We start from the raw sequence: 22,361 nt of genomic DNA on the forward strand, positions 1-22,361 counted from the left end.
AGATTCAGCAGGAAGGTGACCAGGCGGTGGAAGGGAAGGTCGCGGGTGCGGGTGAAGGCCTTCTCCGAACGGCGAAAGCGTTCGATCCACTCAGGCGAGAACAGGGCTTGTTTGAGCTGGTCGTACACGGAAAGAAATGCGCGCCAGGGATTGCGCCTCTTCGGTATTGAGGGTGATGTCGTCGCGACGTCTCATCGATGGGCTCCCATGCGGTTTCTGTGAAGACGCTTTATTTTAACATAATCAGTCGTTTAGACGCTAAATCAATGACGTTGGGGCAGAGCGAGAGCGATGCCCATCTGTTTGGCTCAACGAGCGGGCACGAGTATTTCACTCACCGCAAATCACCGCAAGCCCATACACTTCAGCACCACGGCCAGCGCCAGTTCGCGAAAGCCCATAAGGCTCAGGCTCGCTTGAATCGATGACCGATGGCCACCGGACCGATACGGATGCGGTGCGGACGCAACGCTTCGGGCAGATGTTCGATCAGGTGGCGACGCAGATCCTCGCGTGTCGCGCGGGCCTCGGGACGCAGTTCGCACAGCAGTTCCAGATGCTGACCGGTGATGGGGTTCTCGACGCCCCTTGCATGCGCATGAAGCACCTCGGGATGCAAGAGCGCCCCACGCTCCACCTCGCCCGGCAGAAACTTCACCCCGCCGACCGAAATCACCTCGCTGTCGCGCCCGACGATCCGCAGCCAGGGTCCATCCTGCTCGACGCGATCATGGGTGTCATACCAGCCTTCGTCATCGAAAGGCGATTCGGCGTTGAGATAACCGAGCATCCGAGATTCGGCGCGGATGTGCAGAATGCCATTGACGACGCGCGTCGCCACGCCCTCGCCACCGACCCGCATCCAAAGACTGTTGCGCGACCGCGACACCACCCGCAGTATGCCCAGTTCCGACATGCCATAGGTCTGGCGCAGATCCACCGCCGGTAAGAGGGCGCACAAACGCTCCAGCGTGACCGCATCCATCCGCTCGGTGCCATAGGTGATCAGCCGCAGGGATGTCGGTGGCCGGGTTTCGAGCAAACCGCTCATCAGCATCAGGCGCAGAAAGGTTGGCGTGGTCGGCAAAAGCTCAATGGCATTCGCGTGCAACGCATTGACCACGGCCGACGGCGTGCGCGCATCCGGCACCACCACGAGACCGCGATTGAAGAGGGTGTGCAGCAGGGTATTGATGCCGCCAATGTGATCGAACAGCAAAAAACTCAGGGTGCGCAGAGCCGGACGCGGCGTGCGGTAACGGGCCAGAAACCGCGAGAAATCGTGCAAGATCGCCTTGGGACGGCCGGTGGTCCCTGAGGTGAAAAGGATCAACCCCGGCATCCCGCGCTCCCGTATCGCATCGAGCAACGGATGGCGCAGCGGGGTGGTCCGCAGACGGCGGACGGCGCCATTTTCGATCGCGACATCGACACCCGCAGTCTCGAAAAAATCCGAATGCCAGGGGCGGGTTTCCGCCGTTAGCGGCACCAGAATGACGCCTCGTTCGATCAAGCGGAGCAGGATGAGGATCGAGACGGGGTCGAAGTCTCCGATCAGCGCGACCACCTCGCCGGGGGCGATGTCCGTCAGATCCGGCCCAGCGCCCGACACCACCTCGGCTAGGCAGAGATGACGCTCGCCGTTGATCAGAAAGGGCGTATGACCGCCGGCATGAAGGTCGATCAGTTCCGCGACCAGTTCCATTAGACTCCTCCCAAATGAAACACCTGACCCGACAGCATCGAAGATCCTTCGTCCAGCAGAAACGCAACCAGATGCCAGAGATCCTCGGGTTGCGCCATGCGCGGCACCACCTGCGACCGCACCAGCGTCTCGATGGCCGGCTCGGGCACCCCCTGAATCAGGGCCGTGCGCATCGGTCCTGGGGCTACGACATTGACCGTCACATTGAAATCGGCCATCTCGCGCGCGAAGGCGCGGCTGAACCCCTCGATACCGCTCTTGGCCCCGACATAGACGGCCTCGCCCTTAAGACCCAGCGGTACCGCGATGCTGGAGAAATTGATGATGCGTCCGCACCCTCGACGCGCCAGCAGACGCCCCATGGCACTGCTGCAATACATGGTGCCAAGCAGATTGGTGGCCACCAAGCGCTGCATGGTCTCGGGCGGCGTGGTCAGCGTCAGGTTCATCGAGGCGATGCCAGCGGCATTGATCAGACCGTACAGACCGGACTCGTGGTGCAACGAGCGGAACAGCTTTGCCACCTGACCGGCATCGCTCACGTCGCAGGCACGGACCTCATAAGGCAGCCCCGCGACCGCCGAACGGGCGACGCCGATCACCCGATAACCGGTCTCCAGCGCCGCGAGGGACAGCGCGACCCCGAGACCGCGCGAGGCGCCAGTGACAACCAGCAAGCGAGATTGCGGTAGATTGACGGTTCCCGAGGCAAGCATCGTTATCCGTGTGCCTGCACATGCAACTCATACAGATGCTTGGCCAGAGTGCCGATGGAGCGAAAGGGACTATTTATTGGTGACATGGCCGCATCCGTCATAGAGTCGAAGCGCACACCAAGTTCCTCTGCGGAATAGTCCTCTACCGCCAACAGCAACTCAACCAAGGCGCGCGACTTGAGCGCTGAATCCGGTCCGATCAGTGGTGTCTGGCGATCCAACGCTTCACGATCTTCCCCAGTAACCTCAGCAACCACCGTACAAATCTTTTCTACCAAGTTATCAAGAACAACGACACCCATCTCTGTATTACCATGCACCATTGAATGACCTCATCATAACAACACTATCGGCAAAACCGATATAGACACACTAAGTTGGCACTTGGCGTCACCATTGGCATATTGTGTATTTTCGAGGAAACCATCAAGTGAGCGAAACCACTGTTCTTATTGCCGCGCGTAATGCAAGCGCAACCATCGGGCGAGCAATCCAGTCTGTCGTCCTGCAGGGCAGGCATCCCATCGTGTTGGTCGACGATTTTTCGACTGATGACACCACAGCTATCGCGAAAGAAGTTGGAGGATCTTTATTGACGATTGTGCATCCACCCCGTCATGGGCCTTTGGGCCTGACGCGGCAGATTGGACTTAATGCGGTCACGACAAAATACACAATGCTATTAGATGCAGACGATGAATTGCTCCCTGGACGGATAAAGCGCATGGGAAAAGCTTTAAAAAAAACAGGATACGAAGTTTTTACCGACGCACTTTTTTTGCATGACGGTAAGACTGGGGCCATGATCCGTGAATTACCAATTCCGACGTTTATCACGAAAACGCCCGTGCCCGTCCGCCTATTCGAAAGAAATTATCTGCCAGGTATTGGGCAAATCGGCTTCCACACCGATCTTGCCCTTCAAGTTGGTTACGATCTAACTTTACACGGCCCAGAGGATCTCGATATTGCTGTACGAATGATGCTTGCGGGTGGGCGATTCCACTTCGAGCATACTCCCGGCTACAGGATGTATGCATATAAGGGAAGTGTGTCACGTCATCTCGACAGACAGCGCGAGATGTATCGCCGCTGCCTAGCTAAATTCACCTATGACACCATTAGATCACTCTATTTAGAACAGGGACAGGACGAAAGAACAACTCTTTGGGCGCTCGTTTCAGTCGCGACGTACCGAAAGGAATATAATTCAGCATTAGAGTTTCTTGACCTGATACAGGAAATACCGTTAAGCAACGCTTTCACTATAGCTGAACCTGATGGTCCATTTCCATTTCCTGAAAGATGGCGTTTGTTATTTCAGCGTGGAACTCTGCTGCTACTGCTCAACAAAAATCGGGATGCGATCAAATACTTGCTGGATGCATATTCAATCTATGCGACTCCAGAAACGGCAAATAATCTTGCAGTTACTCATTTTCGTTTCGGCAATAAAAATGAGGGCATCAGAATGTTAGAATGCGCAATCTTGACGCGACCAGACTATTACGACGCAATAATGAACTTGAAAAAACCGAGCGCAGATCGTATCACAACTCATTCATTAAGAAATAACCCAACTCGTAAAGAGTACATATAAATATCTATCGTTGCTCGCTAACGCACGATAAAATAATCGGCTTCTTCTTTAAATTGCATTGATACGAGATTGCCCTCGATTTCCCAAAAGAAAGAAGATGTAATCAATACAAACGGCTTTGGATGCCAATGCTCAATCTGATCGGGCAGATAAATTGGCAGACGGACATCCCCTTCAAGGAGCACAGATGATTGATCCACTGCCGCATTTATATTCATTCCATAACGACGTAATCTTTTTTCTGTGGACTTCCCCATCGTGCCATAACCCCAAAGAACGACTTGTCGTCCATGCATCTGACTGAAAAACCGAGAGAACAGCGCGCGCACAAAAAATTCTTCATAAACAACCAGCAGCACGCCATCCGACAAATCGTCTTTAGGGCGAAGATTTAATCGAGTACCACTAGGTAAATAAATCAATGTATCCTGCTGCAAATCGAAATCCTGCCAGCGATATATAGGCAAATAAATATTCATCGTACGAAGCGCATCAATAATGCCGTCCACGAGGGCATTCAAAGAGCTAACATTATTTCTTAGTACAAATTTTATTTTATATGCGGCAAGCGCTTTCAGATCACATATATCATTAAGTGAAATCTGCGGGCCTCTTTCGACGCAAGCTGTTTCTGTCAAGTGATATGACGCGGCTTTCTGTAAAGAAAGACCTTTGCCTTCGGATAACCTCGCATTATGTCGAGTGCTAGTGCTCGCCCAAGCAGCCTGGCGCCCGGACGAAAAAAAAGACCAGCCATGGGTAATATGTCCAACAGCACAAAACAAACTACAATCAATAACGTCCGCGCCGCTATCCCTAGACTTCCACAGCAGCCAATTATCCCACCAAGGGCGTCCAACCAAAAAAGACGGTACAAATCTAAACAAATGTCTTGTATATAAGAAAATATCAATGGCAAGATCGCTGTTTAAAAAGCCAACGCTTCTCAACTCTTCAATATGTAAGGGCGCCGAACAAACCTGCTCTACCCAGCCTGGATCGACATCGTAACGCCGGCTAGTAGCCAACCATTCACGATTCTGCAGTACAGTCGATCTGCTTAAAGTGGCAAAACATTGCAGCCATTCATATGGCATAATAATATCAGAATTCACATAGCACAGGAACGGCGATGTTGTCAGTTCGTATGCCAAATTAAAAGCGGAATCCAGATAAGGAATACCTTCATCATTGATTTTGATGTCGGAAGAATAATTGCATCCCATCTGTTTAGCGAAATTTTCTACACCTTCTTCGTTACCTAATAGCAAAACAGAAGAAGGGCCAAACAAACCTATCCAGCTCCGGATAGCAATTTCTTGCGCATTCTTATGTTCGCCTCGAAATGGCTTTGGAATTGAGAAAATAGTTACAGTAGGCATATTATAAATCTTTCAAGATTTCCAAATATTAACCGTCATGACCAAAAATCAAATTGTTATAGAGCAAGTAGAACTGATCCAGTGCCTTTGTCATTCACTCGGGATAAAAGTACTTCTCTTTCTCGCTGTGTGAGAGTATTCGGTGCTGGCGGTTACCCTCATAGATGCCTCGATACTGATGCCAGCGGTAACGTACGACGCCCCATGCCGTGCGGGGCCAGATGCCCTCGCGCCAGGCGCAGATCCAATCCTTGTAGACGCTCGTCACGAAGTAACGTGCCACGTCCCAGGCCCCGACGTGAACCTGCGGCATGATACGCCGCAAGGCCAGCGCCTCGCGCTCAAACCGCCGTTGAATTTGCCCCCAGGACTCCTGGTGATGGTGGTAAACCGCCGCCTCGGGAACATAGACCACGCGCCCGCCCGCGCCGACCAACCGCTGCGCCAGTTCCATGTCCTCTAGCCCGGTCAGATTCTCATCAAAGCGCAGACGCTCCCAATCCGAATAGCGCAGGGCCGCATTCGCGTTGTTGCAATAGAACGACTTCTGTCCCACATCAAGCGACTCCGGGAAATATTTGGCGAAGATACGCTGCTCGCTGAAGTGGGTGTCCACACCGCCTAGCTGGCGTCCGAAACTGTAATTGGCCTCGTCATCCAGCAGTGGTCGGCAGAGTCGCGCCAGCCATTGCCGGTCCGTCGGCAGGCAGTGCCCGCTGATGATGGCGAGGATGTCACCCTGCGCCGCCTGGCAACCACGGTTCAGTGACCGGCCGAACGAGAACTCCTTGCGTCCAACGTGCAGGATACGGCAGCCATAACGCTCGGCAATCTCCAGCGTACCGTCCGTGGAGCCGGAATCGACTAGAACCACCTCGTGCCCAAGACCGCCCAGGTCCTGCTCCGGTAGCCTGCTCAGGAGGGTGCTGAGATGCCGTGCCTCATTAAGTGTGCGGATGATCACAGTGATCCGGACATCGGCCAGAGTGATCACCCGTGGCGAAAGCAGAAGGCCGAAGTTCGGCTGCATACGCCGGTAGACAGCACGAATTTCCTCGGGTAGTGCCTCATTGGCAGCGAACATATCCCAGTGCACTGGCACCACCTGCCGCGCCTTGATCTCCTCCGCAAAACCAAAGGCATCACGAACGCTCATGTTGCCGATGATGCCACGTCGCTCGCGGAAGAAATTGCGTTCATTGACCGGCAGAAAGGCCGTGTGAACAGGCCCATGCATGACGACGCCATCGATCACCGCCTGCGTTAGGGCTGTGTCGCCCGCATGATAGATTAGGTGTCCCAGGTACTCGATCAGGTAACCCACACAGGCGAGATGCCCTGATGGATTGCGGACGATTTCAGGATGCGCCGCAGGCACCGCCCGTACTCTGATATCCGGCGCTAGTGCTTGCCAGCACTCCTCGGCGAGCACAAGACGCGATTCGTCGAACCCCCAGGAGCGCAGGCGCTCCAGCACAGGAAACGGCCCCAACATCCGCATCCCCGATGACGCTTGCGCCATCTGTGGAATGGTGTGTGGATCGCAATGATCGATGTGGTCATGGGTAAGCAGTAGCCAAGTTGCATCAATGGTCTCTGCCGCGGATTGAGGAATCGGTACCTGCCGCACCATGTCAGATGCGTCGAGTTCCCTGACCGAATCCGATAGGTAGGGATCGACATAGATCACGCAGTTCGGGAACTCCATGCGGCAGCCGGACTGGCCGAGCAGTCTGACGCTAAAGCGAGCCGGGGTCGACACTGTCAACGAACGCCCCAAAATTTCGTCACGCAGGATTTCAAACTCAGCTTTGCCAAATTCACAATTGATCAATCGCCTCTTTGCGGATGCTACGGCGTATTCACGATCCGCCATTCAGATAGGTCAAATAATCCACTCGCGGAAAGACCCGCAAATTGCCGTTGACCGTGGCATCCAGGATACGCCGCCCATCCTGCTCATAAACTGCTTTTGCGACCCGGTAAGACACCTCGGAGGCCGGTAAATCCGGATACTGCCACTTAATCCCCTTGCCAAAATAGTCCGGATGGAAATGGTTTAGGTCAGGACCATCGGCCGTTACCAGCTTGTGAGGGACACCAGAATTCGGGAATCCGTGATCCACCCCCACCAGAACCACCTCTTCAAAACCGAGGTAGTAGGCCACCTGCATCGCGCAGTAGGTTACCGTGCAGCCCTCACACCAGACATAAGCAGAAAGATCTTCATAGAAGTCATGCACTCCCTTGCTATCCATAAAGAAGGTATTCCAGCGATTGCGCATCAAATCCTTAGCCTTGTAGTTCAAAAATTTTATGGAATCAAGAGCATCGATTTCGGCATGGAACTGCTCAATGATGTTAGGGTTGGTTACACACAAGAAGCTTGGCTGAAAACCCATGTTGGCATAATTCAGATAAATCCTGTTCAGCCCAATCGTGTACTCTTTTTGTAACCTCCTAAGATCCGTGTGCTTCAGGCTGGGACCATTGCCAATGATGAAGCAGCGCTCATCTCGGAAACGATCGCGTAGTTCATCCAGCCCGAAGCGAACCTGGTTGGCGACCAGAAAGCTCCAACGCGGCGCCCCATTCGGCAGGGCCACGTCAGCCGCCTTGAGCGCCCACTCGCCATCATGTAAAGCGACCCGTGCCGCATCCTTATAGAGATCACGCAACCGGGCCTGCTGCGTGCTTCGCTCGGTGTCGTAGGTCTGTAGCAGCACCGCCTCATCGTCCTCGTCTTCACCACCCACCAGACCGGACTCCGGCTCATCGAGCCTGATTCGACAGGTATCCGCCGCCTCCGCAGCCTCTGCCCAGACCAGCGGATCCTTGCTGTTGAGGGCCTGGCGGAAATACAGGGCGAAAAGCAGAAAGTCCATAGGCACGTCGAAGCCGCTCAGCCACTCGCCTCCTAAGCAGAAACTGGGACCGTCCGACTGGCAAAGGAAATCACCCCGCTCTCGCCAGGGGTTTGCAATACGCTGGAGGAAGGACGCACGAAGCGGCAGCGCACGTAGCCGGCGGCCGTTGTACCAGCCCGTCGGCGACCAGCCGCATTGGCGATAACCGTTTGCCAGGCGCAACCGTCTCGGGCAAGCATACACGGGAAGATTGCCGGCGCGACCTGCCGCCGCCACTTCGGCAAGCCAGCCATGCCGTAGAAGCACGGAGGCTGGCGTTAAATAGACGAACTCCTCGTGCTTTTCGATGGCATGCAGCACGGACAAGTTGCGCAGGTGCCAGGCCTGTTTTGCCATGGCCCGCCGCATGGCATCCTCATTGGAGGCCAAGGTAATGTCCTGATCCACCTGCTCCTGGGGAAAGGCCAACACCGGCAGTTCTCTGCATATTTGCGCATTCTTGCCAGACAGCAGTTCTAACAATAGGCCCTGCTCGGCAGAGGTCAGTCGCTCGCTGCCGCAACGAACGTGATAATGGCAGGCCATTCCTTCGTCAATGGCGACCAAGCTCTCTAGCAGCAGGAATCGGCCCTGAGCCGGTACTTGGCTTAGGTCGACCACCACGTCCATGCAAACGTCGTAAGGCTTGGCACTCGTTTCTCTGCTCATCAGTCCACCTTAATCTTGCGGATACCCACCGGCAGGTATTCGGGCTGCCAGCGCCCCCAAGGCATGCCGTTGTCGCTGAAGGCGAAGTAGAAGGGTGAAAGCTGCACCTGCAGTTCGTTGCCGGGCTGTGACAGAGCCGCCATAAACTCGGCATAGCGTGGGTAGTTAGATGGGACTTCGTCGGCTAACTGGAACAAGTGCTTCAGACTCGCCTCAGAATAACACCAGCCTTTTGAGGGCTGGTGATACCAGTCTTCGCCCTGTGCGGCGCTGGTGGTGATCAGCATGGGACTATCTGGCTTGAGTGCGCGCAGGCATTCAGCCACCGCCTGCGCAACCACCTCCGGCGCGTTGTGCTCCAACGCTGAGACCGAAACAACCGCGTCCACCAGACCGTCGGACAGCAGCTTCATTGCCGACAGGTCCGAACGATAGAACAGCAGCTGCGCGGTCTCCCTGGCCAGCAGAACCTGCAAGGCGTCTGCGGACTCGAGAACACGCTCAGCCTCCGGCCCCTGCGCCACAGCGGAATAATGATCCTTCAGGTGCTGCACATAGTCGTTGTCGAAGTTCTCGCCAGCACTGACCGCGAGCCAGTCTATGTCGTCCGGCCCATTACGGGCGATGAAGTCCACCGAGATCACTCTAAAGCCCATGCGCAGCAGAATGTACTGCACCAAGCCTTCGCCAGCGCCAGCATCTAGCACCAGCGAGCCGGGCGGAAGATCCTTGAGCTGCGACACGATCCAGACCAGATCCAGGATATAGTGCCAGCCCAGCAGCTTGCGGCGGGCGACCTTCTCCGCGTAGACCAGCCGGGTGATGGCCGGGTTCTGATTCAGCAGAGACAACGGCAGCAGTTCCAAACGGTTTCCGTCACCCCAGGCAGGTGCTGGCGGTGTGGGCTGGGTCGGGCTAATCGGCTCGGCGAACAGGCTATCAATCAACCTCCCTGGATCATGTAAATCGCAAAAGGCCCTCGCACCGCTTAGGCATTTAGCACGGAGATCAGGCAGACGTTCGAGGGCCTCGAACACCGCATCGCGAAAACCTTCGTAATCGGCACCGGTGAACACCACGCCCCCCCCGCAGGCGTGCACCTGGTCCGCCAGCCAGGTATTCTCGCACACGACCACCGGCTTGCCGTTGCACTGGGCTGAGATCAGATCCTCGGAAGCCCGTAAGGGATCAGTCTTGCGCAAACGAGGCAACAGCAGGATATCGCAGTCCTTCACAAAGGCATCGTGCTGTTCCGGCGACAGATCTCCGAGAACATGCTCGATGCGCTCATCCGACCCGGCCAGACCGCGCACGGCATCCACCAAGGCGGGAGCCAGATCAGCGGGATGGTGCCTGACCTTGAAATTAACCTGCGGCCACTCATGTGTAGCCAACAGATCATGATAAAGACGGCACACGAATAGATATCCCTGCTCAGCCTCTGTATCGCCCAGGTAGCCGAGTTTGATGACGCTGTCGGTAGACGCTCGATCTTCCCCACCTTGGGCAGCAGAACAATAGGGCAGAGTCAGCAGCGAGATAGAGCGCGCCAGGTAGCGGCTGTAGACATTGATGATGCGTTGCGAGCAGGCCGTCAGCCGCACCCGCTCCCCGGAATCGAGCTGCGCCAGTCGCGCGCCGATGCAGGCTATCCGGTCGTCGTAACCGGCGCAATTAAACTTCAGCGCGAAGGCGGTCGAAACATGGAATAAGTTGAAATGGAAGACGATGTTCATCCCGGCCAGAGCCACATCGTTCATCAACTCTGCGATGGCCGGCAGCAGCTCCGGGTGACCGCGATACATGAACAGCCGGATGGCGTGATCCCGCTCCAAGCCTTGCGCAAGCTTGACCAGCAGCCGGTGTAGCCTCGCCGCAAAAGCATCAATCCGTTGCTGCTTGAGATCCTCGTGTACAGCTAGGTCCGCCGGCTCCAGCGAATGTGAAAACCAGGGTAGAAAGCTGCCATCCGAGCTAGTATGAGCGTGCTGTGCAACCAAGTGCCGGAACTCGACACCCCGCTGTCCCGTACCCTCTCGCAGTCTGGCCACATAGCGTTGGTAACGTCCTTTGGCTCCCCCATAGCCGGGATCGACAAAGAGGAGTAGACTTTTATTCATATAGCCATTTAACCAATAGAGTTATACTGTAAATGATTCCGCATCCTCGGATTCGGCGGAAAATAGCCCATAATTCGATTTTACGTCAAAATCGCGCATTTAAGACCACTGAAAGTTAAGAAAATAACTGATTTTTAATACAAAATCATTCGGTAAAACGCTACTGAGAGAAAATCTCAAATAATAGAGTTATACCCGACATTCCGCATATCATGATTGATAAAAATCGTGAATTTCATTTACAAATACAAGCTATTCAATCATTTACACAATCGAAAAAATATTGACTTTTCGATTCACGAAAATCAATTAATTTTTTTCGGCGAAGTTTGGCGATATTCATTGATTGTTGGCGGCATTTTTTATGATTTTGATGTGCGGAATTTCGGTTATACGCATGTTCTTCAATTAATAGTTCATCGCAAACCGTATCGACGACGTTCTGTGCTGCGGCAAGAATTTCCACTGCGTCGCCCTGCTTTTCTAGATTGGGTCTAATCATCGCGTCAGGTTTCTCCGACTCATTTACACCAGCCGCATGCCGAAAAAACACCCGCATTACGTGGTCAATTCCCTCCTTAGTTACCTCCCGACAGTCGTCTGCGAAATATCCGCCTCGCGACGCAATAGAGGTGATAATCTCATAGGATGGAAAATAGAAAACGTTATCTAACTCCTGACAAAGAGTTTCGGCCGCAACTCGTAGTACGGATTTTGAGTAAGTCGTGGCCGTCAAAACATGAGATCTGCCTGCTGTAGCAATCAATGGCACGGGGGACACTGTCAGTATGATATCGCTTGCCGGATTTACATCGCGGAGTTGCGATATAAACGCGCGCATATCAAAAAGCACTTCATTAACACCGAGATTACGGAATGAGTGAGTTGAAGAGTCAAATACCCCGCCTGAAACACCCGGACAAAGCGGGAATACTGCACCGTCAACATTTGATACCCAGCATTCTGTAAGTCCAAAAGTAAATACAAATACCTCCAATCCTTTCATTAATTCTCGTACAGCACCTAGATGCATTCTTCTGTCTTCGATTAATTCAGTTTTTGAAGAGAAACCGAACGGTTGAATATTCGGACGGAATGGATCAATCCACGTTTTATTGTTATTATCAAACCACACGCCTTCCACCGGTTGGAACTTTCCAAAAGCTCGTTCAATTAACTGCCTAAGTTGCAACGAAGTATAAATGTTACCATAACGCGCACTGAATGTTCCGTAGTTATAGCTCGCAGCCATCTCAGAAGTCATGAGCGCATGTGATGGCTCAGTTACATAGTAGTTGTATCCGTTGGCCACGAGTCGACGTGCAATGTGTTGAGCAAAGCAACTACCAGCGGTAGCGATTCGAGTATTCTTATCAACACGCAAGCCAAGATTCACTGCGGGATCAATTTCAGATGGAGCAGTGCTTGCGATTGATCTTCTCCAGAATGAATATTCCGGCAGATCCGAGTACGGCGTCTTAATATCGACTTTGGCCATTTTTCTAACCACCAATCCTTTAAGGACCATGTGCTTACGATGCGTCAAAATATTAGCGAGGGATCCACTTTCGGCGTTCGACCCGGTCCCCCCAATGCTTCGAGTCATTTGAAAATCTTGAGGAGATCTCGCCGGTGTGCGACAGGCATGTGGAGCGATCAATGGCGCGTCACTTTGCCGGGCTGGAAGACCCGCGCCGTTCGACCCAAAGCCGGCACAAGCTGGTCGAGATGATCGTCATCGCCATCGCGGCGACCCTCGGTGGCGCCGACGGCTGGACCGGCGTGGAGACGTTCGCCAAGGCCAAGGAGGCGTGGCTACGCACCTTTCTGGAACTGCCCGAGGGCCTCCCGTCGCACGACACCTTCGGGCGGGTGTTTGCGCTGATCGATCCCGCGCAGTTTGCCGCCTGCTTTCGCCAGTGGAGCACGGCGGTGGCCGAGCTGATTCCCGACGAGATCATTGCCGTGGATGGCAAGACCTTGCGCCGTTCGCACCATCGCGGCAAGGGGTTGGCGGCGTTGCACCTGGTCAGTGCCTGGGCGACGGCCAACCGGGTAGTGCTCGGGCAAGTCGCCACCGACGCCAAATCCAATGAGATCACGGCGATTCCGCAGTTGCTGGCATGGCTGAAGTTGGAGGGCTGCATCGTCACCATCGACGCGATGGGCTGCCAGACCAAGATTGCCGAGCAGATCGTCGCCCAAGGCGGCGATTACGTGCTGGCCCTCAAAGGCAACCAAGAAACCTTGGCGGCCGAGGTCGAGGAGGCTTTCATCGACGCCGACGCCAGAGGCTATGTTGGCGTCGACTCTGAGTTCATCGAGACCGTCGAGCGGGGTCATGGCCGTCGCAAAACCCGTCGCTACCGCACCCTGGGCGATCTCTCCGGCGTGCCACGCAGCGCCTTGTGGAAGGGCATGAACATGATCGGCCTGGTCGAATCGCGCCGCGAGGTCGCCGGCAAGGTCTCGATCGAGACCCGCTATTTCATTGGCAGTATCGGCACCAGCGCGACCCGCTTGGCTCACGCGGTGCGCGGTCACTGGGGCATCGAAAACGGGTTGCATTGGAATCTCGATATTTCCTTTCGGGAGGATGAGTGCCGGGTCCGCGATCCGGTGGCGCGCGAGAATCTCGCCGTCCTGCGTCACCTCGCCCTCTCGCGGCTCAAGAATGACGACACCAAGCTCGGCATCCAGAACAAGCGCTTGCAAACCGGTTGGGACGAGTCCTACCTGACAAAATTGCTCTTCGAGTCGCCCAACAGCAAGGGCAAAACAGACGCATCGGCGTTCGCTAATATTAGCCATGCTGGATGCGATTGCCCTGACCCGACTTCGTCTAATTTTCCGCCCTCATGATATTTCAAGCAGTTAGATCGCTGGATGACTATCAAAATGGCCAAAGTCGAGTTAATATTACTCACGTATGTTTATCCAGAAATTTTTCAATTATATTTTCTAGTACTCGTTCTCCGTACCATCGGTTCCCATGCGTAACATTCTTGGGGTATCCGCTCCTAGCTAAATACATACCATCGATCATCGCTGATTCCGGGCAATTAACATAAGGAATTTCAAGTTTCAGGCAGTGCTCAGAATAGATTTCGCTCGCAGCTCTCCATAATTTATATCTGAGGGTTGCGGTTACAATCTGTCTGTTCTCAGGGAAAAATTTAATAAAATGCTTTTCAAGATATTCCTTGACGTGCTCGTCGTCGCCAATCGGTGGAGGACTTTCAATGCAAACAACCTGCTCACCAAGTAATGCTTTAATTGCAGCGAGCCCAATAAAGCTAGGCACGCATCGAAACTTAATTACATCTCGAACAATCCGCTCAGGCACTAGAAAAGCACCCGCCTCAATTTCAAGAAACTCCCTTGAACTCAATACAAAATCAAAAGGGGGGTTCATTTTAATTAATCCAAGCGTATTATGTGCATTACCACCTAAGCACGCTACAACCAGAGCATAGCTTCGACCATCACCAGCCACACGTAAATCATTCACGGCATGGCTAAGATAAACAGGAAAATTATCTTCATTTCCATTCATTTTATCTTTGTGCAGACAAAGATAATCTAGGTCAATAACATTTTTGAATGTATTGCTAAACGCATCCAAAATACAGAGGATATGACTATGACCTATCAACAGTATTTTTCGCTTAATCATCATGAGTAACCTGAGCCAGTGAACTGAATGAGCAGAAAATGGCTCTCCCGGATCTCGTGGGGCTGTGATATCTTACAAATCAGTTGGTTGAGAGCCGCTCCCCGCCAGAACCCTAGATCTACATTCATAGCACCCTGGAGGGTACGCACTGTCACCGTTGTGGCCATCCGATTGATGAATACCATGGTCTGGGTCAAGAAATCGAGTTGCGCCATTTACCCTTATTTGAATACAAAGTGATGTAAGTTCCCGCCCCGCACGGCGGCCCCAAACACGTTACGAGTTTTTGAAATCTGCCAGAAACTTTGGCTTGGGAGGCAACTGAATAGGCATAGATGAAACCACTATAACAGGCCGGCATCGCCCAAATAAGAATCAGGAGTATGCGCCACCCCGCCCGTCCTTGCGCGGCGACGCGCATTAGCAGCACACGCAATCTCATCATTCCTATGCCCCGTCCTCTGCTCAGCATCGCCATACCCGCCTACGACAGACCCAAGCAATTGCTGTACGCCCTTGAGCGTTTCATCGCCCAGATCGATCACAGGTTCGAGCGTGAAATAGAGATCCGCATTACAGATGATGCCTCACCCGACGATGCCCTAGCCCAGGTACGCCGACTGTGCCATCAAAGGGATTATTTGCACTATCGGCGCCATCCGAAGAATATTGGCTTGGAACGCAACCTTATAAGCTGCACCGATGACAGTCAAGGGGAGTACCTGTGGCTATTCGGCGACGACGATTTCCTGGAGGCAGATGACGCACTGGAAACCATCATGACTCACCTGCGCCGTGGCGAACAGGATGTTCTGGTGCTGAACCGCACCCGCCGCAGCTTCGATCTCTCGCGCATCCTAAGCGAGAACTGGATGCGCCTCGATCCACAGTTGGAAGGGCACTTCGGAGGCCTGAGAGAGTTCTGCCTGCGCCATGGTTTCATCAGCGTTATAGGCTTCATTTCGGTGAACATCTTCCGACGCACACCCTACCAAGCGGTGGACGCTGGCGCATATCTGGGCACCATGTATCCGCAACTTGGCGCCATGCTGGAGGCTTTCCACAGTAGCAGCACCCTGCTCCTGGGCCGACCGCTGATCTGCCACCGCACCCAGACCCAGGAGGAAAAACGCCAGACCCTAGGCGCCAAACCCAGCGAGGCCGACTTCATGTCGGACGTGAGGCGACGCAATGCGGTCTATTTCAGCCACCCCTATATCGGGATGTTGAGCGAATTGCTAAGGCAAGGGGCCTTTACTCCTGCGGATCTGGTGCGTATACCCGAATGTACCGTCATCAACGGTAAGCTGGTGGATTTCCTGATCCAATGCACATGCCTAAATCATGAAATGGATTTCCCAGCCGATAAACAAGCATGGCGGAAGACCAGGGACTTTTTCGAGTCGCTCCCCCTTAACGCCGAACAGGCCGCCCGCATCGATCCCATCATCGAACAGCATACGGATGACAGAGCATTGAACAGAAATCGGCAGCCTACCCTGTCCGTGATCACCCCCAGCTTCAACCAGGCACGATTTCTGCCACAATGCCTGGAATCGGTATGTCAGCAGAACCTCCCGCCAATCGAGCATCTGGTGTTCGACCCAGGCTCCAGCGACGGCAGTCGTGAAATAGCGCGCACTTTCCCAGGTGTTACCCTGGTCGAAGAACCGGACGAAGGCCAGCCCGACGCGCTCAACCGGGGTTTCCAGCGGGTCTGCGGCGACATCATCGCCTGGATTAACTCGGACGACAGCTACGCCGCATCGGACGTGTTCAGCAAGGTGGTGGAGCGCTTCGGGCAGGCAGACGATCCGGACATCGTCTACGGTCGCGGCATCTATGTGGATGCGGACGGCAACAAACTGCGCGATGCCTACATTAACACCCGCCCCGACACCCTAGTCGATCGTCTGCAACACGAAGTGGGTATTATGCAGCCAGCCGCCTTCATGCGCCGACGGGTGATCGAGAAGATCGGCCCCCTGCGCAGCGATCGCCATTTCACCCTGGACTACGAATACTGGATCCGCTGCGTCAAGGCCGGACTGCGCTTCGCCTTCCTCGACCAGACCCTGGCCCGGGCCAGCTATCACACAGACAACAAGACCTACGGCATGCGGGCGAACTCCTATGCGGAAGTGTGCGACGTGATGAAGGAACACTTCGGTTATGTGCATGCCATCTGGGTGCGCCGCTATGCCGAGTTCCTCAGCGAGGGGTACGACGGGGTGTTGAAGACCGCCGCCAACAGCGGGCTGGCGGACCAGGCCCGTTTCGACGGGATCTACCGAGAACTGCTGCGCGACTACAACGCGGACCATGACAGCTATAACCTGTTGCTGGCCGATCCCGGGGACCGTCCCCATACGAACACCCTGCGCGAGATGCGTGAACAGGATATATCCCCGCCCGCGCCCTGCAAACCGATTCCCCTGGACCGGACCCGCGAACCCGGTCACGCTTGCTACACTGTGGGCTCTCGCCGCTGGGCCTACCGGGCGCAGTGGAAACAGGCCCAGATCGAGCGCTCTCACGCCTTTCTGCGCCGACGCATCGCCGTGCGGAACAAGGACGTTTGCGTCATCGTGGGCAGCGGCCCCAGCCTGCGCCACACCGACCTGGGTCTGCTCGAGGGACAGGACGTCATCGCCTCCAACAACACCTTTCTCAGCCTGGAACTGTTCCGACACGTCACCTACTACACCGTGGTCAACTACCTTGTGGCGGAACAGAGTTGCCACAACATCAACCGCCTGCGGGGTGTGGCCAAGATCCTACCCTATTGGCTATCTTATTGTCTGCATCCGGGCGATGACAGCTATTTCGTGGACGCGGTGGGCTACCCTGAATTCAGCACCGACATTTTCCGCAACATGTCCTGGCGTCATACCGTCAGTTTTTTCAATCTGCACTTGGCCTATGGTCTGGGTTACCGCAAGGTCGTCCTAGTGGGCTTCGACCACGAATACCGACAGCCGGAAGGGGTGAAAGAACAGGAGATCATCGTCAGCCCGCACAGGGACATGAACCACTTCGTCGGCGGCTACTTCCAGGGCAAACGCTGGCAGGCGGCGGACGTAAACATGATGGAGGAGATGTACAGGCTGGCCAAGACTGCATTCGAGGTGGACGGCCGGCGCATCGTCAACGCCACCGTGGGCGGTCGGCTGGAGCTATTCCCGCGCCAGAACCTAGCCCAGGCCCTCGACCTGACCCACCCAACCTGAACATGTTTGATTTTATCCGCAAGCACACTCTGTGGCAGGCCCTGGACGCGGGCTACCTGGAAGAGCTGGAACAGAAAATCTCCTACCAGCTCAAGAGCGCCCAGGACTTGGCCGTGTATAGCCTGCTGCGCGACTGCCGGGGCCTGGACATGGCCGAGATCGGCGGGGGCGATTCACGTCTGTTAAGGCGCCTGGCCAAACACAACCGCTGCTGCAACATCGACCGCTTCGAAGGGGCCAACTGCGGTCCCCAGCAAACACCCCGGATCGAGGGCGTGCGCAACATCCTCACCTTCCTGGGCGAATTCGATCCAAGACTTCCGGAGGCGTCCTTCGACGCAGTGTTTTCCATCTCCGTGGTGGAACACCTGAGACGCGACACCGAAGAGGCCTTTCACCACGACCTGCTTCGAATCCTCAAGCCTGGCGGTTTGTTCCTTCATGCGATAGATTTCTACTTGGGAGATGAGCCTAGCGCGCAAGATCAGCGACGCATGGGCACTTACCGCGCCTGGATCTCCGAGCCGGACCGGGTAGAGCCCCTGGGCGAAGTCCGGGAGATCGAACCCCGCTTCCAATGCGACATGGCCTCGAATCCAGATCACATCCTACACGGCTGGGGCCGGTTCGCGCCCAGGCTGATCGAGGTGCGCAAAATCTGTCAGAACGTGTCGCTGCTGGTGGGAGGACACAAGCTGGACGCTGGCTGACCCTGAGATCATGTTGCCCGCCGCAACACCACGGAGGTACCCAGACAGCCCAAACGGATCCAGCCCTCCAAACCGTCGCAGATTTCGTCCACTGCACTGACCACGCCGGGATGCTCGGTGCCGTAATCATCGAAAATCACCAGACCGCCGGGCCGCAGTAAAGGCCAGTAAAGGCGCCAATCCGCCAGCACCCCGTTGTGGGAATGGTCGGCATCCACCAGCAGGATATCGACACTGTTCGGTTGCAGGCCGGCCCAGGCCTCGGTCCAAGTGCTTAGACAGCGTCGAAGATCCACGCAGTCCCGCGACAGTCTCAGTCTGTCCAGATTCTCCCATAGGGTCTCCGCGCTCACGGGGACACCGCTAAAGGGATCCCGCTCCTGGCCATAGTAGCCGTCCAGCGGATCGATACAAACCACCCGAACGTCGGCCTCCACATCTCTTGCAGCGAGCAGAAACATCATGCAAGAACCGCCGAATAGACTGCCCAATTCCACGACCAATAACCTGCTACTGCCTTCCCGGGCCCGTTGCAACACAGCGCCGTACTGGGCCAGCCGGTCTCCCACCACCCCGCAGGGCCTTCCCTTCATGTGTTTGGCGATCTCCAGGGAACGGCGCAGGGCCTGCCGCCGAGTGGATGAAGTGAATGATCGGAACATGGCCGGGGCGTCATCCCAATCCACAAGCGCCTGGGTAAGGCGTTTCCGGTAGTCCGTGAACCAGTCGAGCAATTCCCGGTAACGGCGTGGGGAACGCCATTTTCGATCCGGCTCCAGACCGTACAAAGTGGCAAGCAGCAATCCCAGGAAGGGGCCTGCATGCCCCCGGGCCAGATCCCCGATGGCCACAAGCAGGTCTCTCACACTAGCCGCCTCGGCGTCAGCGACGCCCCGAGTAGCCGCCAGTCGTTCCAGCAATTCGGTAAAGAACTCCACCTCCACGCCGGACTCTAAATTGCATGCCTGCAACCTGGACTCCAGCAGCGCCGCCAGGCCCGGCAGGCTTGGTGGCGCACAAATTCCCGACACCCGGGTCCGCAGCAGGTCCAAATCGTCCCGCCATGCCGGGGAAAGGCGTCCCGCTGCGGCATCCTGCTCCAACCAGGTCAGCCCCATTGCCGTCTCACCGGCCCCGTGGGCGATCCATCCCAGTTGAGCAAACCCGTCCCGCAGATCGGCATCCCGGGCATAAGCGCTCTCCACCATGGCCTGCGCCTGATCGAATACTCCTAGGCGGCCCAGCAACAAGGCCAGATTAATGTGCCAAGCGGGGGAGAGTCGCCCCGCTGCGGCATCCTGCTCCAACCAGGCCAGCCCCCTTGCCGTCTCCCCGGCCTCGTGGGCGATCCATCCCAGTTGTGCAAAGCCGTCCCGCAGATCGGCGTCCCGGGCATAAGCGCTCTCCACCATGGCCTGCGCCTGATCGAATACCCCTAGACGGCCCAGCAACAAGGCCAGATTGATGTGCCAAGCGGGGGAAAGACGCCGTAAATGCACATCCCGTTGCGCCAATTCCCAGGCGCCGGCCCAATCCTTGTGCTGGGTGCGGACCCAGCCCAAACGGGCATAGCCATCCATCAAGCGGGCTTCTGCGGTATAAGCCTGTTCCACCCTGGACACGGCCTCCGCCCAACATCCCGCCTCGGCCAGCAGCAGCGCATGGTTAACGGCAAATCCCGGCGTCAAACGCCCCTCCCGGACATCCCACTCAACCCAGACCAGGGCCTGCTCAGGATCCAGTTCCCGGCGCAGACGCCAAGCCAGAGTAGCGTGGCCATTGCGGGCTTCCGGGTACCGCGCATAGATCCCTTGCACCAAGTCCAGGGCCTGCTCCAGATGCCCATCCAGAGCCTGGGCCTGGGCATGGCGCAGACTCGTCCACCAACCCATCCGCCCAGCCTCGGCATCCCGGTCGAACCAGTCGAGGCTGCGCCGTATCTCACCCTGCTCCAGCAAATACCAGCCAACCCGGGCATGGCCATCGCGGGCATGTGCGTCCTCGGCATAGACCTCTGCGACCGCCTCCAAGCAGCGGTGCTCCCAATTCGAGAACCGATTAATGAAGGCATTTAAGCCCGGTAACCAGTCCGGATCACTGGTCGGCAGATGAAACAACAGTTCCTTGACTGTCGCGGAATCACGCCCGCTCTTCACCATTGGTCGTCCTCGGCGTAGCCGGCATTAATCAGCCAATCCCCATACCTCCGTTTGAACACATCCTTGATCCGGTCGGTCAACACATCCCTCCAATGGCGTGTAACCGGATTAGCGGTAGTGTTCCCCACGTCGATCCGAGGGATATCCGTGAAACCGCAATGCCGAGCAAGAGTGTGCATATTGTCGACAAGCTCCCGATTGAAAGTCTCCAGCTTGAATTCCACAACGGCCCAGTCCGTCCGCCACGGCAATATCTGGGTATCCATGATATCCGCCGTGATATGATCCAGTTCGTACAACAGGCCCTGCTCCAGGTCCAGGGATCTCAACCTGGCTCGGGTCTCGATCAATGCGTCCCAAACCCAACCCTTGAATTCGATATTGTGCCCCACGAGATGATAGAAATAATTGGATACCAGCAGTTGCCGCGGATCACGCAACACACGCACGCCTCGATACGGCCTTCCGGTCTGTTGCAGTCGCTTCACCACCGCCTCACCCGCGTTGGATAGACCAAGTACTAGTGGACCAGGTCGCTTTAGGGATTGGAAATCGATATTGTGGAGATCCAAATCCTGGCAGGAGCGGAAATGGAACGGTGGCTGCTGGATCCTATAACCCAGGAAACCGTAGCCATTGGCCTGTGCAAAGGCATGCATGACCGAGAAACGGAAGTAACGGCTACCGCACTTGTGGTGACCGAAGAAGACCACCAGATCCGGCACCCCGGAAGCTTGTAACATTGATACTACCTTGTTCGGTTGACAAACGGATACTTGACCCGCCGTCAGCTACCAGTTCGCTGCCGTTAATGAAGCCGGCGCATTCTGGGTCGAGCAGAAAAATCGCCGCCCCGGCCAAGTGACTGCGGCGCAGGCTGTCGAGCAGCATGATCGAGTCCACCGCCCCGAGCAGCAGGGCGTCGGATGCCCTACCTGCCCTGGGGGGCGCTAGGGATGAAAACAGGGCTCGATAATTGCCAATTTAAGCTTTGGTAGTGCTTCAGACATGGATTGTCGTTAAAATCAATCCATAATTTTTCTGTGAGGATTCTTTAGATGGCCGAAATTTCCGTGCATTGTCCGCATGGCCACTCTGAAAAAGTCACGAAACGCGGAAAGACGGACAGAGGCAAGCCACGCTATTCATGTAATCATGAATCCTGCTCAATAAACACCTTCATTTTGGATTACAGTTATCAGGGGCACCTCCTCGAGGTCAAGATAAAAATCATTGACATGGCGCTCAACGGGAGTGGCATTCGCGATACCGCGCGCGTGTTGAAGGTGTCCCAAACCACCGTCATCAAAGAAATAAAAAAAAGAGTCGTCTCTCAGTTCTGTTAACGAAATCGCCTCAGTACAGTGCATTTCACATTAAGATATTGATTATAATGACATCGCCATGAGATTCTGCCCCCAATGTCCTGATGTCTGAAATCCGTACCGTCAAACGGCTCCGAACCCTGCTCGCCACTCACCTGGACTG

15 protein-coding genes and 1 pseudogene are annotated in these 22,361 nt (G+C 55.4%); 5 read left to right on the forward strand and 11 right to left on the reverse strand.

Features of this window, described 5'->3' with window-relative positions:
- Positions 1-406: 406 nt before the first annotated feature.
- Genes CKO27_RS20785 through CKO27_RS20795 form a run of 3 tightly spaced genes read right to left on the reverse strand, consistent with a single transcriptional unit; the run spans position 407 to position 2,744 of the window.
- Entirely contained in the window at positions 407-1,705 is a 1,299-nt protein-coding gene (locus CKO27_RS20785; protein ID WP_200376839.1) for an ANL family adenylate-forming protein, read from the reverse strand.
- Positions 1,705-2,382: an SDR family NAD(P)-dependent oxidoreductase gene (locus CKO27_RS20790; RefSeq protein ID WP_200376840.1), complete on the reverse strand. Its 678-nt coding sequence runs from the start codon at positions 2,380-2,382 to the stop codon at positions 1,705-1,707. Before CKO27_RS20790 ends, CKO27_RS20785 begins: the two co-directional genes overlap by 1 nt.
- A 41-nt stretch (positions 2,383-2,423) precedes the next feature.
- Positions 2,424-2,744: an acyl carrier protein gene (locus CKO27_RS20795; protein WP_200376841.1), complete on the reverse strand. Its 321-nt coding sequence runs from the start codon at positions 2,742-2,744 to the stop codon at positions 2,424-2,426.
- A gap of 107 nt (positions 2,745-2,851) precedes the next feature.
- On the opposite strand from CKO27_RS20795, the gene CKO27_RS20800 reads away from it, so the two are divergent.
- On the forward strand, positions 2,852-4,021 hold the full coding sequence (locus CKO27_RS20800) for a glycosyltransferase (RefSeq protein WP_200376842.1): 1,170 nt from the start codon (positions 2,852-2,854) through the stop codon (positions 4,019-4,021).
- A 17-nt stretch (positions 4,022-4,038) separates the two neighbouring features.
- Here CKO27_RS20800 and CKO27_RS20805 read toward each other — a convergent pair whose 3' ends face one another.
- The 5 genes from CKO27_RS20805 to CKO27_RS20825 form a co-directional block, all read right to left on the reverse strand.
- Positions 4,039-5,403, reverse strand: coding sequence for a hypothetical protein (locus tag CKO27_RS20805; RefSeq protein ID WP_200376843.1), 1,365 nt, complete (start codon positions 5,401-5,403; stop codon positions 4,039-4,041).
- A 94-nt stretch (positions 5,404-5,497) separates the two neighbouring features.
- Positions 5,498-7,279 (reverse strand): MBL fold metallo-hydrolase, encoded by a 1,782-nt coding sequence (locus CKO27_RS20810; protein ID WP_200376844.1) that lies wholly within the window; start codon positions 7,277-7,279, stop codon positions 5,498-5,500.
- Complete coding sequence (locus CKO27_RS20815) at positions 7,266-8,978, reverse strand: 6-hydroxymethylpterin diphosphokinase MptE-like protein (RefSeq protein ID WP_200376845.1); 1,713 nt, start codon at positions 8,976-8,978, stop codon at positions 7,266-7,268. Before CKO27_RS20815 ends, CKO27_RS20810 begins: the two co-directional genes overlap by 14 nt.
- Positions 8,978-11,098 carry a methyltransferase domain-containing protein gene (locus CKO27_RS20820; RefSeq protein WP_200376846.1) on the reverse strand — a complete coding sequence of 707 codons (2,121 nt, stop codon included), beginning with the start codon at positions 11,096-11,098 and terminating at the stop codon, positions 8,978-8,980. Before CKO27_RS20820 ends, CKO27_RS20815 begins: the two co-directional genes overlap by 1 nt.
- A gap of 256 nt (positions 11,099-11,354) precedes the next feature.
- Positions 11,355-12,596, reverse strand: a complete 1,242-nt coding sequence (locus CKO27_RS20825; protein WP_200376847.1) for a GSCFA domain-containing protein — start codon at positions 12,594-12,596, stop codon at positions 11,355-11,357.
- Positions 12,597-12,757: 161 nt separating this feature from the next.
- Here CKO27_RS20825 and CKO27_RS20830 point away from each other — a divergent pair, with 161 nt between their 5' ends.
- On the forward strand, positions 12,758-13,960 hold the full coding sequence (locus tag CKO27_RS20830; RefSeq protein WP_207281000.1) for an ISAs1 family transposase: 1,203 nt from the start codon (positions 12,758-12,760) through the stop codon (positions 13,958-13,960).
- A gap of 61 nt (positions 13,961-14,021) precedes the next feature.
- Here CKO27_RS20830 and CKO27_RS20835 read toward each other — a convergent pair whose 3' ends face one another.
- On the reverse strand, positions 14,022-14,777 hold the full coding sequence (locus CKO27_RS20835) for a hypothetical protein (protein WP_207281001.1): 756 nt from the start codon (positions 14,775-14,777) through the stop codon (positions 14,022-14,024).
- 380 nt (positions 14,778-15,157) lie between these two features.
- On the opposite strand from CKO27_RS20835, the gene CKO27_RS20840 reads away from it, so the two are divergent.
- Complete coding sequence (locus CKO27_RS20840; RefSeq protein ID WP_200376850.1) at positions 15,158-18,004, forward strand: glycosyltransferase; 2,847 nt, start codon at positions 15,158-15,160, stop codon at positions 18,002-18,004.
- A gap of 2 nt (positions 18,005-18,006) precedes the next feature.
- Positions 18,007-18,714 (forward strand): SAM-dependent methyltransferase, encoded by a 708-nt coding sequence (locus tag CKO27_RS20845; protein WP_200376851.1) that lies wholly within the window; start codon positions 18,007-18,009, stop codon positions 18,712-18,714.
- 8 nt (positions 18,715-18,722) lie between these two features.
- Here CKO27_RS20845 and CKO27_RS20850 read toward each other — a convergent pair whose 3' ends face one another.
- Together CKO27_RS20850 and CKO27_RS20855 are read right to left on the reverse strand one after the other, a co-directional pair.
- Entirely contained in the window at positions 18,723-20,873 is a 2,151-nt protein-coding gene (locus tag CKO27_RS20850) for a class I SAM-dependent methyltransferase (protein ID WP_200376852.1), read from the reverse strand.
- The gene (locus CKO27_RS20855) at positions 20,867-21,616 is read right to left on the reverse strand and encodes a hypothetical protein (RefSeq protein ID WP_200376853.1); all 750 of its coding nucleotides are present in this window, start codon (positions 21,614-21,616) and stop codon (positions 20,867-20,869) included. Before CKO27_RS20855 ends, CKO27_RS20850 begins: the two co-directional genes overlap by 7 nt.
- Positions 21,617-21,931: 315 nt before the next feature.
- On the opposite strand from CKO27_RS20855, the pseudogene CKO27_RS25365 reads away from it, so the two are divergent.
- Positions 21,932-22,223: pseudogene (locus CKO27_RS25365) on the forward strand (transposase); the annotation flags it as partial.
- Positions 22,224-22,361: the final 138 nt, after the last annotated feature.

This window comes from Thiocystis violacea (assembly GCF_016583575.1).
In the GTDB taxonomy this organism is placed as follows: Bacteria; Pseudomonadota; Gammaproteobacteria; order Chromatiales; family Chromatiaceae; genus Thiocystis; species Thiocystis violacea.